This window comes from Capnocytophaga canimorsus (assembly GCF_002302565.1).
Classification (GTDB): domain Bacteria; phylum Bacteroidota; class Bacteroidia; order Flavobacteriales; family Flavobacteriaceae; genus Capnocytophaga; species Capnocytophaga canimorsus.
In genome coordinates, this window is the sequence record NZ_CP022382.1 from 1379524 (window position 1) to 1393190 (window position 13667).

Annotated in this window: 12 protein-coding genes; 8 read left to right on the forward strand and 4 right to left on the reverse strand. The window is 38.3% G+C overall.

The genetic code is table 11. The annotated features are described in order from the left end of the window. Positions 1–2 precede the first annotated feature (2 nt). The 7 genes from CGC47_RS06080 to ftsZ are packed head-to-tail and all read left to right on the forward strand — an operon-like array spanning position 3 to position 8330. A complete protein-coding gene (locus CGC47_RS06080) occupies positions 3–1256 on the forward strand; it encodes an FtsW/RodA/SpoVE family cell cycle protein (protein WP_042002269.1) in 1254 nt (417 codons plus the stop codon). Positions 1257–1289: 33 nt separating this feature from the next. Further along, the gene (gene murG, locus CGC47_RS06085) at positions 1290–2375 is read left to right on the forward strand and encodes an undecaprenyldiphospho-muramoylpentapeptide beta-N-acetylglucosaminyltransferase (protein ID WP_095900119.1); all 1086 of its coding nucleotides are present in this window, start codon (positions 1290–1292) and stop codon (positions 2373–2375) included. Positions 2376–2410: 35 nt separating this feature from the next. Further along, the gene (locus CGC47_RS06090; protein WP_042002272.1) at positions 2411–2863 is read left to right on the forward strand and encodes a GNAT family N-acetyltransferase; all 453 of its coding nucleotides are present in this window, start codon (positions 2411–2413) and stop codon (positions 2861–2863) included. A 51-nt stretch (positions 2864–2914) separates the two neighbouring features. Further along, positions 2915–4276 carry a UDP-N-acetylmuramate--L-alanine ligase gene (gene murC / locus CGC47_RS06095; RefSeq protein WP_042002275.1) on the forward strand — a complete coding sequence of 454 codons (1362 nt, stop codon included), beginning with the start codon at positions 2915–2917 and terminating at the stop codon, positions 4274–4276. Continuing rightward, positions 4264–4980 (forward strand): cell division protein FtsQ/DivIB, encoded by a 717-nt coding sequence (locus CGC47_RS06100; protein ID WP_095900120.1) that lies wholly within the window; start codon positions 4264–4266, stop codon positions 4978–4980. Before murC ends, CGC47_RS06100 begins: the two co-directional genes overlap by 13 nt. 36 nt (positions 4981–5016) lie before the next feature. Beyond that, positions 5017–6393 (forward strand): cell division protein FtsA, encoded by a 1377-nt coding sequence (ftsA, locus tag CGC47_RS06105; RefSeq protein ID WP_042002372.1) that lies wholly within the window; start codon positions 5017–5019, stop codon positions 6391–6393. Between the two features lie 26 nt (positions 6394–6419). Further along, a complete protein-coding gene (ftsZ, locus tag CGC47_RS06110; RefSeq protein ID WP_232779647.1) occupies positions 6420–8330 on the forward strand; it encodes a cell division protein FtsZ in 1911 nt (636 codons plus the stop codon). 154 nt (positions 8331–8484) lie between these two features. Here the strand turns inward: ftsZ and CGC47_RS06115 are convergent, their stop codons facing one another. Continuing rightward, positions 8485–8616, reverse strand: a complete 132-nt coding sequence (locus tag CGC47_RS06115) for a helix-turn-helix domain-containing protein (protein WP_082025355.1) — start codon at positions 8614–8616, stop codon at positions 8485–8487. 183 nt (positions 8617–8799) lie between these two features. Between CGC47_RS06115 and gltX the strand changes: the two genes are divergently transcribed. Continuing rightward, positions 8800–10320 carry a glutamate--tRNA ligase gene (gltX, locus tag CGC47_RS06120; RefSeq protein ID WP_095900121.1) on the forward strand — a complete coding sequence of 507 codons (1521 nt, stop codon included), beginning with the start codon at positions 8800–8802 and terminating at the stop codon, positions 10318–10320. Positions 10321–10570: 250 nt separating this feature from the next. On the opposite strand, the gene CGC47_RS06125 is transcribed toward gltX, so the two are convergent. The 3 genes from CGC47_RS06125 to CGC47_RS06135 form a co-directional block, all read right to left on the reverse strand. Then, entirely contained in the window at positions 10571–11830 is a 1260-nt protein-coding gene (locus CGC47_RS06125; protein WP_042002279.1) for a sigma-54 interaction domain-containing protein, read from the reverse strand. 17 nt (positions 11831–11847) lie between these two features. Further along, the gene (locus CGC47_RS06130) at positions 11848–12447 is read right to left on the reverse strand and encodes a DUF4254 domain-containing protein (protein ID WP_042002282.1); all 600 of its coding nucleotides are present in this window, start codon (positions 12445–12447) and stop codon (positions 11848–11850) included. Positions 12448–12539: 92 nt separating this feature from the next. After that, entirely contained in the window at positions 12540–13559 is a 1020-nt protein-coding gene (locus CGC47_RS06135) for an endonuclease/exonuclease/phosphatase family protein (protein ID WP_095900122.1), read from the reverse strand. Positions 13560–13667 lie beyond the last annotated feature (108 nt).

The window sequence follows — 13667 nt, forward strand, 5'->3', positions numbered from 1 at the left end:
AAATGCGAAGCTGGTTAGCACGAAATATAAAGGGAGATAAAGTCACTTGGGCTATCATACTGATATTTACGTTATTCTCATTTTTGGCTGTTTATAGTGCCAGTACAAATTTGGTTTACGTTATCGGTAAGGGAACCACGTTCGGACACTTTTTAAGGCACGGACTCATTGTCTTTATTGGCTTTGTCATCATTTATGTAATTCATAAAGTTCCGTATCGTTTCTCTCGTCCAGTTTCAAAGTTAGGATTATTCCTTTCGGCTTTGTTTTTGATTTTTGCCGCTCTTAAAGGAACCACCATTGAAGGAGCCAATGCCAGTCGATGGATTCAAGTGCCTTTTGTGGGTATTTCATTTCAGCCTTCTACGTTTGCTTTGGTTATGCTGATGACGTATGTAGCCTCGTATTTAGCTGAAAACTACGGCAAAAAGCCCACATTCTCGGAATCTTTTCTTCCTTTATGGCTACCTGTGGCGATTATCCTTGGGCTTATCGTGCCCTCTAACCTTTCTACGGCTGTACTGGGAGCAGGTTCGGTAGGGATTTTAACTTTTATTGGGCGACATCCTCTGAAAAATATCTTTACGGCTCTGAGTATCGGTATAGCTCTTATGGCAATTTTCATTCTTACAGTGAAAGCATTTCCTGATAATTTCAAAAATACGCGGGTAAGCACTTGGGTAAGCCGTATTGAATCCTTTACAGCAGGAGAAGACGAGAAAGAAGGTTATCAAATTGAACGAGCTAAAATGGCTATTGCAAAAGGCGGACTAATGGGTGAAGGAGCTGGAAAAAGCACGATGAAAAACTTTCTGCCACAGAGTTCTTCCGATTTTATTTATGCTATTATTACGGAGGAATATGGCTCGTTTGGGGCATTAGTCATAATGGCTCTTTATGTACTTTTACTTTTGCGGATTGTCATCATTTCTCAAAATGCAAGAACGATATTTGGGCAGTTATTAGTTTTGGGAGTAGGCTTTCCAATTATTCTACAAGCCCTTATAAATATGGGAGTTGCGGTAGAATTATTTCCCGTTACGGGACAGAACTTACCGCTTATTAGTAGTGGAGGAACTTCCATTTGGATGACGTGTTTGGCGTTAGGATTGATTCTTTCGGTAAGTACAAGCAAACGCAATAATAAACAACAAGCTATGGAAAAAGACAAAAACTTAGCCGAAGTTGAAGAGGAACTAGCTGAAGAAATTATGGAAGAAATCCAAAAGGCAGAAAGAAAGAAATTGGCAACATAGTTTAAATTTTAATACTCAAACATTCAAACTATTATGAAAAGATTTATCATATCAGGTGGCGGTACAGGCGGACATATTTATCCTGCTATTGCTATTGCGAATGAAATAAAGAATCGTTTGCCTGATGCCGAAATTCTGTTTGTGGGAGCTGAAAACCGAATGGAAATGCAAAAAGTGCCTCAGTCGGGGTATCCCATCGAAGGATTGTGGATTTCGGGGTTACAACGCAAACTAACGCTTGACAACTTGATGTTTCCGCTGAAACTTGTCAGTAGCCTGTGGAAGGCTCGGAAAATCATCAAGAAATTTCGTTCTGATGTGGTTATCGGAACAGGCGGATATGCCTCTGCCCCAACCCTTAAAGCAGCTCAATGGATCGGCATCCCTACGATAATTCAAGAACAGAATTCCTATGCTGGAGTGACCAACAAATGGGTATGCCAAAAAGCGGAAAAAATATGTGTGGCTTATGACGATATGGAAAAATTCTTCCCGAAAGAAAAAATAGTGAAAACGGGAAATCCTGTTCGGGCAGATTTGCTCAACATTTCCGAAAAAAGAAAAGAAGCTCAAACTTTTTTCTCTCTGAATCCAAATAAAAAAACGCTTTTGGTTTTGGGTGGAAGTTTAGGAGCAAGACGTATCAATCAGCTTATTGAAAGCAATTTGCCTCTTTTTGAAAAACTTGATATCCAAGTACTTTGGCAGTGTGGGAAACTCTATTTTGAAGAATATAAAAAGTACGACTCTGAAAATATTAAAGTATTGCAATTCATTGACCGAATGGATTTTGCGTACGCCTCAGCAGATGTGATTATTTCCCGAGCAGGAGCAAGTTCCGTAAGTGAACTTTGCATTGTGGGCAAACCTGTGATTTTCATTCCGTCACCCAACGTAGCGGAAGACCATCAGACCAAAAACGCACAAGCAATAGCAAAAAAACAAGGTTGTGTTTTAATCCGTGAAAGCGAGTTAGATAGCCAATTTAAAACAATATTTTCACAGCTAATTCTTGACGAAAATCAACAGAAAAATCTCTCTGAAAATATCAAAAAATTAGCTCAACCCAACGCAACTAAGGACATCGTAGATATTATTTTTAAATTATTCAAAGATTAAATGATTTAAAGATTGAAAAAATCAGAAAGATTAAAATGAAAGAAGTAATCATTAAGAAATTAAATTCGGAAAATTTGGTAACAAAAGGCTTGAAATTATCCTTAGAGGTCTTCACTAAGTGCAACAAAATGGACTATAATGATGAGGGCTATCGTCATTTTAATAGTTATATTGAAAATAAGGAACAAGTCTCTTTATTATCAATCTACGGAGCATTTATCAATGAAAATCTTGTAGGGATTATTGGAGTCAAAGAAAACGGTCATCACATTTCCTTATTTTTTGTAGATGAAAAGTATCAAGGCTTGAAGATTGGACGTAAATTATTTGCATTTGCCCAAAACGACACAAAAGCAAATCACATCATCGTTAATTCATCAACAAGTGCAGTTGAAATGTACAAAAAGTTAGGATTTAACATCATCAGAGAACAAATTACAAGAAACGGATTGACTTCTGTTTTAATGGAATACAAAAACAATGACTAATCATTTAATTTTTAAATCTTTTAATCTTTTAAAACCTTAAACAAAAACGCAATGAAAGTCAATTTCAATAACATAAAAAACGTATATTTCATCGGGATTGGTGGAATCGGAATGTCGGCATTGGCTCGTTATTTCAAAGCCATCGGAAAGAATGTCTGCGGATACGACCGAACACCAACAGAAATTACCGATACACTTGAAAACGAAGGAATTAAAGTCCACTTTACGGAAGATGAAGCAAATATCCCATCAGATTTCAAAAGTGTGGAAAATACTCTTATAGTGTACACACCTGCCGTCCCGAAAATGCACGTTGAACTTGTTTTCTTCCAAAAGAATGGTTATCAAGTTTTTAAGCGTTCCGAAATTTTAGGAATGATTACTGAAAATAGTTTTTGTTTAGCGGTGGCAGGAACGCACGGAAAAACCACAACATCAAGCATTTTAGCTCATATTTTAGTGGAAAGTGGAGCTTCAGTAAGTGCTTTTTTAGGTGGAATTGCCGAAAATTTCAACAGCAATTTAGTTCTTAACGGAAGTAAATTTACCGTTGTTGAAGCCGACGAATTTGACCGCTCTTTTTTAAGGTTATCTCCTGATATTGCGTGTATTACTTCAATGGATGCTGACCATTTGGACATCTACGGAAGTAAAGAGGAATTTAAAAAAGGGTTTCGTGATTTTGCCGACAAAATTAAATCTGATGAAAATCGGATTATATGTAACAGACTGAAAATAAACGGAAAAACATACGGATTGGAAGATAATTCTGATTTCAGCTTTCAAAATATTCGTATCGAAAATGGTTTGTATCACTTTGATTTCCATTATGCAAACAACGTTCTTAAAAATTATGTGTTTCCAAAACCGGGCAGACACAATTTGTCGAACGCTTTGGCGGCGGTGGCGATGGGTGTACAAGCGGGGTTTCCTGCTGAAAAATTATTGTCCGCATTGGCAACTTTTAAAGGAGTAAAACGTCGATTTTCATACATCATCAAAGAAAAGAATTTCGTTTTTATTGACGACTATGCACATCACCCATCGGAAATCAATGCACTTTTCCAAGCGGTGGACGAAATGTATCCAAAAATTGAAAAAACCATTGTTTTTCAGCCTCATTTGTTTACTCGAACTCGCGATTTTATGGACGAATTTGCAGAGAGTTTATCCAAATTTGACGATGTAGTGTTGTTGGATATTTATCCTGCAAGAGAGTTGCCCATTGAAGGAATCACATCAGAAGTGTTGTTAGAAAAAATTCAAAGTAAACAGAAAGTTTTGGTTTCAAAATCGGACTTAATTCCGTTACTGACCAAAAAACAGCCCAAGTTATTGCTTACTGTTGGAGCAGGTGACATCGGAGCGGAAGTTGAGAAAATTAAAAAGATGTTGATAAAATGTTGCGCGTAAAAAAAATATTAAAAATACTGGTAATCATAACATTACCAATTTCTCTTCAGGCTTTTGCCTCATCGAGGAATTATTTACGCTCGGTAAAAGAAGTTAAAGTGGTATATTTGGGCTCGGAAAATATGTACGTAACCGATCAGGCTATTCGAAAGTTGCTTTTCAAGCAGCCTCACAACGAAATACGGCTAAAAACTTTGGATATTTTCAACTTGGAACAGCTACTTAATGCGCACGTTATGGTTGAAAATTCGGAAATTTTCCATACCATTGACGGAGAAGTAGAAATAAAAGTAAAACAACGTCAGCCCATCGGGCGCATATACGAAAACGGAAAATTTTTCTATATGGACACCCAAGGAATGCAAATGCCACTCTCACAAAACTACTCGGCAAGAGTGCCACTAGTGTTGGGAGATGTCAATAAAGCCTATTGGGATACCACTTTTAAGGTATTGCAATTTATTGGAGAAGATGATTTTTTATCAAAGAACATCATAGAAATAAAAGTCAAGGCTAACGGAGAGTACGAATTCAGAATGCGAATCCCTGACTTTATCGTACTCTTAGGGAAAGCTGAGGACCTAGAGCTAAAAAAGGCAAATCTGAAAGCATTTTACAAAAAAATGGAGAAAGAAAAAGCCTTAAATACGTACAAAACCGTAAATTTAAAGTACGCAAACCAAGTGATTTGTATTAGAAATTAAAACAATTAAAGACAAAACAAAGTGACAAACAACGATATGAAAAACAAACAATACTATGTAGGATTAGACATAGGAACCACCAAAATCGTTGCTATGATTGGTGAAAAAAACGAATTTGGCAAGATACGTATCTTAGGCTATGGGCAATCCAAAAGCGAAGGCATCAACAAGGGGGTTGTACACAACATCACCAAAACAATACAATCCATCTTACAAGCCATAAAAGATGCTCAAGACAGAACCGGACTGATTATCAAAGATGTTGAAGTAGGCATTGCGGGGCAACATATTTTGAGTATGCAACACAGTGATTACATCACACGCTCTAACCCAGAACAAGTCATTGATGAGGAGGATATACAAAAGCTAATAAATCAAGTATATAGCTTAGGAATGCAACCTGGTCAGGAAATCATTCACGTGCTTCCGCAAGAATATAAAGTGGACGGACAAGCCGAAATCAAAGAGCCCATCGGAATGGAGGGTTCACGCCTAGAGGCTTCTTTTCACTTGGTTATCGGTCAGATGAGTTCTATTCGCAATATTGGGCGATGCGTTAAAAGTGCAGGATTGAACTTGGTAAAACTCACTCTAGAGCCTCTGGCTTCTGCCGAATCCGTTTTAAGCGAAGAAGAAAAAGAAGCTGGGGTAGCGTTAGTAGATATCGGAGGAGGCACCACCGATGTAGCCATTTTTAAAGATGGTATCATTCGGCATACCGCGGTAATTCCAATGGGAGGTAACGTGATTACAGATGATATCAAGGAAGGATGTGCCATTTTGGGTAAATATGCCGAATTGCTCAAGGTGCGCTTCGGCTCGGCTTGGCCTGGTGAAAATAAAGAGAATGAAATGGTTGCTATTCCTGGAATTAAAGGAAAAGAACCGAAAGAAATTTCAGTAAAAAATCTTTCGAAAATCATTTATGCACGTATGGTTAACATCCTCGAAGCCATAAATAACGTCATCAAAAATTATGGTCACGACGAGCAAAAGAAAAAACTTTTTGCAGGAATTGTGCTCACCGGAGGCGGCAGTCAACTCAAACACATCAAACAACTTGCCGAATATGTTACAGGAATGGATGTGCGCATCGGCTATCCTAACGAGCACTTAGCAGGAGAATCGGATGAGCGTATTGCTTCACCTGTCTACGCCACCTCTATCGGACTGGTTATGAGCGCCATTAAAAGCCACGAAATACAAAAAAGTGAACTATTTCCTATCTATGAGGATAAAATAGAACACCCCGTAGCTTTATCAGAAACGCCAGTGGAAGAGCAACCCCTCCCCCAAGAGGAAGACTCTCTATTTGAAGAGGAAAAAGAGAAGAAAAAATATGGATTACTCGACAAAATGATAAACAACTCATTTGTTGACCGATTGAAAAAAATGTTAGATAGTGCAGAATAAAACAAAAAATTAAAGTAATAACAATTATGAGTACAAATACGAACCCAATGGAAGGCTTTTCTTTTGATTTACCCAAAAATAAAAGCAATGTAATTAAAGTGATTGGTATTGGTGGCGGTGGCGGAAACGCGGTTAATCATATGCACGTTGAAGGCATAAAAGGTGTGGATTATGTAATTTGTAACACCGACGCTCAAGCCCTTGAAAATAGCCCAGTTACTAATAAAATTCAATTAGGAGTTTCCTTAACCGAAGGATTAGGCGCTGGTGCAAACCCCGAGGTGGGTGAAAAAGCTGCCGAAGAAAGCTTGGAGCAAATCCGTAAAATGCTAGAAACTAACACTAAAATGGTTTTTATCACCGCAGGAATGGGTGGTGGTACGGGTACAGGAGCTGCTCCGGTTATCGCTAAATTAGCAAAGGATATGGGTATTCTTACTGTGGGTATTGTTACCTCGCCTTTTGCTTATGAAGGAAAAAAACGAAGCGACCAAGCCCAAGCAGGTATCGAAAAGCTACGCAAAAACGTAGATTCCCTCATCGTTATTAACAACAACAAATTAGCTGAAATTTATGGTGATTTGGGCATCAAAGAAAGCTATGCAAAGGCTGACGAAATTTTGCTTAAAGGCGCCAAAGGTATGGCAGAGGTAATTAGTAAACACTATATTATCAATATTGACTTACACGATGCTCGTACCGTTTTAGAAAACGGAGGCACAGCGATAATGGGTTCAGCAATAGCCGATGGCGAAAACAGAGCTGCCGACGCCATTATGGGCGCTTTAAATTCTCCTCTTTTGAATGACAACCGCATTGTAGGGGCTAAAAATGCGTTACTGCTTATCGTTTTCGGTAAGAAACAAGCCTCACAGCGCGAAGTAGAAGAAATTAACAATTACATTCAAATGCAAGCGGGCGAAAATATGACTGATATCATTATGGGAATTGGAGAAGACGAAAGCTTAGGAGATGCCCTTTCCGTTACAGTAATCGCCACTGGATTTGACGCCGATCAGCAACACAAGATAGTAAATACCGACCCCAAAAAGATTATCCATACCCTTGATGAAGAGCAAGTGGCTATGCACGATTTAACCACTCGTAGCCCTTACCAGCAAACCGTGATGGGACTTGATTTTGATATGCCTCGTTTTGAAAACAGAGAGGAAGCGACACCAACTCAACAGCCTCAAGTCTCTTTTGAGAGTAATCCTGCAGCCCAAAAAGTTGAAAGCAAACGCTTTTCACCGCAACAGGAAGCCCTTTTCAACATTGGGGTACAATACGAATTAGTTCGAGTAGAAAATCAAGAATTCCACATCATTGATAAACCTTCTGAACCCGAAGTAAAACCTACTGTGGTAAAACAGCCTCAAACCATAAAAACCACAGTACAGCAAAGCTCTAATACCGAAACCATTTATAAAGAACCTGAAAAACCTCAAACGGTAGTATTTAACTTGGTAGAGGAAAAAACCACAATACCAGCACCTAAAAAGGAATTAAGCATTCCTCAACCAGAAATCAATCAAAACGGACAAATCGTTCATTCCTTAGAAGACTATATGGAATTTGAAGAAAAACTTTCAAAAGCCGATATAAATACAAACAGCATTATAAAGGAAAACGAATTATATCAAGAACAAAAAGAATCTGATATTTCTTTTGAAGTAAAGATTGATGAAAATGGGCAAACTCGTATTTTTGACGATGTTGAAAAAGAGACCATTGACCCTATGAATAGCACCATATCAGAAGTTTTACGCACCCGTACCCGACCCAATGTACTGAAAACCTATAATCACAAATTCAACATTTCGGGACAAAGTGAATTTGAAGAAAAAAAACCTTCACGTATGTCTTTTGGAGTGGACAGCTCTGGAGAAATTCAAATCAGAACCAATAATTCTTACCTACACGACAATGTAGACTAAGTAAAGCTTAAAAAAGGCGGAAAATTTTCAATTTTCCGCCTTTTTTATTGGCATCTTAATACTGCATATACAGAAATCATTTAAATACAACAATCTTAGAAATTAAATTCTAAATTGATTAAGTTATTTTTATTCAATTTTTTCACTTGAAAAATCAAATCATTTTTTGAAATTGAGAAGGTGTCATTCCGAATTCTTTTTTGAAAAGACGTGTAAAATAATTAGCGTTTTCAAAACCACAAGCATCAGCGATTTCAGCCATTGACATATTACTATTTTGAAGCATCCTTTTGGCTTTGGTCAGCCTTACTTTACCAATATAAGATGCTTGTTACTTGGTTCTTATTCCTTTATCCTTTAAACTTTTCACTTTAAACTTTATCCTTTTTACTTGACCCTTTCTCCTTAAAACTTGATTCTTGTTGCTTTATCTTTTATCTTTGTCGCTTGTTTTTAAAGTAGCAGCAAAATGTCAAAAAAAGTTCGTGTTCGTTTTGCTCCAAGTCCTACAGGAGCATTACATATTGGAGGGGTTCGTACCGCTTTATTTAATTATTTATTTGCTAAAAAACACGGTGGTGATTTTCTATTACGTATTGAAGATACCGACCAAAACAGATATGTTGAAGGCGCTGAGAAATACATTATTGACGCCTTAAATTGGTGCGGAATTCCGTATGATGAAGGGGTTGGAAAAGAAGGAAAACACGCCCCTTACCGCCAAAGTGAGCGCAAGGCAATTTACAAACAATATGCCGAAACCCTCATTAAAAACGGATGGGCTTACTATGCTTTTGACACAGCAGAATCTTTGGAAAACCAACGAAAAAGCCACGAAGAAGCTGGTAAAACATTCATCTACAACTGGCACAACCGCCAAAAATTAGCCAACTCGTTAGCATTATCCGCCGAAGAAACCCAAAAAAGACTCGAACGTGGCGATGATTACGTTATTCGTTTTAAAATGCCAGAGCAAGAAATCCTTCATATGCACGACCTCATCCGAGGAGAAGTAGTGGTGGACACTCAAACCCTTGATGATAAGATACTTTTCAAAAGCGATGGTATGCCTACCTACCATTTAGCAAACATTGTGGACGACCACCTAATGGAAATTTCACACGTTATCCGTGGGGAAGAATGGTTACCTTCACTCCCCTTACACCTGCTTTTGTATCGTGCTTTTGGATGGGAAGCCCCCACATTTGCACACCTTCCGCTGATTTTAAAACCCGTAGGAAACGGAAAGCTCAGCAAACGCGACGGACAAAAACTCGGTTTCCCCGTTTTTCCAATGCAATGGAAAGATGCCTCATCAGGCGATATTTTAAAAGGATTTAAAGAAGAAGGCTACTTACCTGAAGCTCTCATCAACTTTTTAGCTCTTTTAGGCTGGAATCCAGGCAATGATACCGAACTATTCTCCATCGAGCAGTTGATAACATTATTTGATTTAGAACGCGTTCATAAAGCTGGTGCTCGTTTTGACCCCGAAAAAATAAAATGGTTCAATCATCAATATCTACAACAAAAACCAGTAAATGAACTCGCTGAAGACTTCCGAAAAATACTTGAAGAAAAAAACATCAAAACCGAAAATGCGGTTATTGAAAAAGTAATCCAACTCATCAGAGAACGCGCCTCTTTTGTAGCCGATTTTTGGGATTTGAGCAGCTTCTTTTTCGTAGCACCATCACATTATGATGAAAAAGCCCTAAAAAAACAATGGAAAGAAAACACAGCAGAAATATTCCGTGAGGTAACTAATTTACTGCGAAATTCAGAAAATTTCACCTCCGAACCTCTTGAAGCTTTGGTTAAAAACTATATCGAAGCCCATAAATACGGACTCGGACAAGTGATGCCCCCTTTACGTTTAGCATTAGTGGGGGAAATGAAAGGTCCGCATATTTTTGATATTATGGAAATCATTGGCAAAGAAGAAACCATCAGCCGACTACTTCGTTTTTTAGAAAAAGCGGAAGGGTAAGTGGGGAAGGATAAAGGATAAAGGATAAAGGATAAAGTAACAAAAGCCAAGTCATAAGAATCAAGTACGATTGACCGATAGCCGTTAGCTATTGACTATTAACTGAAAACCATTCACTAATTACCAAAAGCTTTGCCCCTTTGAAGGGGGCAGTTCAAAGAGTAGGAATATTTTTAGAAGAAGGGCAAAGTGTAAAGCATAAAGTAACAAAAACCAAATACGATTGGCTAAAAGCTCTGTTCGCTAATAGTTATAAATCCAAATCGTATTGCTTGATTTTACGATAAAGGGTGCGTTCAGAGATTCCTAACTCTTTAGCAGCCTCTTTACGTTTGCCTTCATTACGTTCCAAAGCCTTGATAATAAGTTCGCGTTCTTTATCTTGCAAAGAGAGTATTTCTTCTTCTATATCCTCCACATAATCATAATCTTGCGTTTGTGGCAGTTTAACCCCAGAAGATTTAGGTTCATTTACAGCAATGATAGATACGGCGGGGCTTGGCTCAGAAAAATCTGGAGTTTCGCCGTAAATTTTATGAATAAGGGTTTTATTTTCATCTTGCACTTTTTGCGAATTTCCGTGCTGTAGCAATTCCAAAGTAAGCTTTTTAAGGTCGTTCAAATCGTTTTTCATATCGAACAAAACCTTATAAAGAATTTCTCGCTCACTACCAAAATCACTTTCGGAGCGATTGGTTGCCGTCACCATAGGAAGATGTGCCCCTTCATCGGGCAAATACGAGCGTAAAGTAGCGACTCCTATCTCCCGTTTTTGCTCCAAAACCGATATTTGCTCGGCGACGTTTCTAAGTTGGCGTATGTTCCCCGCCCAATGATAATGAGTAAGCATTTGAGCGGCATCATCAGTAAGTTTAATCGTCGGCATTTTATATTTTTGAGCAAAATCGGAAGCAAACTTTCTGAAAAGCAGATACACATCGTCTTTACGTTCGCGCAGTGGCGGAAGATGGATTTCAACGGTACTCAATCGATAGTATAAGTCCTCACGAAAACGCCCTTTTTTTATAGCATCAAACATATTAACGTTAGTTGCAGCTACAATACGAACGTTGGTTTTCTGCACCACCGACGAGCCTACTTTTATAAACTCGCCATTTTCAAGTACACGCAACAAACGCACTTGTGTGGTTAAAGGCAACTCCCCTACTTCATCTAAGAAAATGGTACCCCCGTCAGCCTCCTCAAAATACCCACTACGAGTAGCTGTTGCCCCAGTAAAAGCACCTTTTTCGTGACCAAACAACTCCGAATCAATGGTTCCTTCAGGAATAGCCCCGCAATTCACAGCTATGTATTTTCCGTGTTTTCGGTGAGAAAGCGAGTGAATAATACGCGGAATAGCTTCCTTCCCCACACCGCTTTCGCCCGTAACCAAAACGGAAATATCAGTAGGTGCTACTTGAATGGCTTTTTCTATGGCACGATTGAGTTTCAAATCATTACCTATAATACCAAAACGCTGCTTTATGGTTTGAATGTTGTATTCCATTGGATAAACTATTCCGACTATTTTTTTCTCAAAACAGGATTTAGTTCCTCGTCGTTGTACATTTTCATTTGCTTGTACACCTTCATATATTTTTTACCCTGCGAAATATCCTGCAAGAGTTGGTCTAATGCCTGTGAAAGGTCTTGTTTCTGCTCCAAAAGCACATCTAATTTTTTTTGACAAGCCTCACGATGTGCCTCAGTGGCATCAGGGCGTTGCACTTCTTCACGCATATGATATATTTTCAAAGCGAGGATAGAGAGTCTATCTACTGCCCACGCGGGGCTTTCGGTATTGATAGTAGCCCCCTGAAGAGGTTTCACATCTTTGTATTTATGCAAAAAATAGCTATCGATGTACTCCACGGTATCGGTACGATCTTGATTGGAAGCATCAATTTTACGTTTCAAATCCAGAGCAGCCACAGGGTCAATCTGCGGGTCTCTAATAATATCTTCGTAATGCCATTGCACAGTATCTATCCAATTTTTCCGATACAGCAAATGCTCTACCGAATCAGAAGGATACGGATTAGCAAAAGGCTGGTAAACATCATCTAATATATGGTACTTTTCAATACTTTCATCAAATATCTTAAAGGCATTCTGACTGAACATAAGCATAATTTTAAGTGATTTAGGACAAATATAATCCTATTTTTTGTTTTCAGAAAACAAAAACAGCAAACCTTTACAAATAGCTGTGTGCTCTATTGGTGTTCACGAATTAAATACAGATATACTGGAAAGTGATCGGAATACCCCCAAGTGTATCTTCCGTTAGACATACTTCTAAAAGGATATCCTTTATATTTTCCTTTCGGATTTGCCAAATAGGGTTTATTAAAAATTCCTGCCTTCCAGTATCTGAAAGAAGTTTTATCTTCTTTGAGTAGCTCTTGGGTAAAATAAATTTGGTCAAATAAGTTCCACCCATCTTGATAGGCCAATGTACCCATTCCTTTTTTAAGCATTTCTTCCATAGGATTAAAAAGACCACCTTGAGCCACTTTATTTTTCTTCCCCTCGGTTTTGAGTACTTTTTTAAAGCTGGAATTGGTAGCATCGTCATTAAAATCGCCCATACTTAAAATCTTGGCTTGTGCATCTGTTTTTTGTAGCGAATCAATGATTTTACGATTTAGGGCTGCTGCAGCTTCTCGTTTGGGACGACTAACGGCTTCCCCCCCACTACGTGAAGGCCAGTGATTTACAATAAAATGCACCAATTCACCATCTAACATTCCGCTGACGAGTAATTGGTCTCGCGTGTAACGACGTTTGCCATCGGCATCAAAAATAACCAACGGATGTTTAGAAGTGGAAATGGGTTTAAAAATACCTTTTTTGTAAATCAGTGCTACATCAACACCCCTTGCATCAGGAGAGTCGTAATGTACAATCCCATAATCGTATTTGCGCAAATGCTCAGTATTGATTAAATCAACAATAACATCTTGATTTTCAATCTCACAAAGCCCCACAATATCAGGAGCTTGTCGGGTAATATCACTGCCAATTTCCGAGATTACTTTGGCAATTTTGTCCACGTGATCGTTGTACACCTTTGAAGTCCATCGGTCAGCCCCTTCTGGGGTACGATCGTCATCAAACTTCAGCGGGTCGTTGATGGTATCAAAAAGGTTTTCTACGTTATAAAATGCCACGGTACGCACCATATATTTTTTTTCTTGTGCTTGTAAGGTGATCAGATTAAAATTTAACACCATTAAAAATAGGAAATACGTTATTTTTTTCATATCTTTATACACTAATTAAGGTTAATGGTTTATTCTTTTGAAATGAATACACTCAAAAAACAAGCCAAATTTTATTTT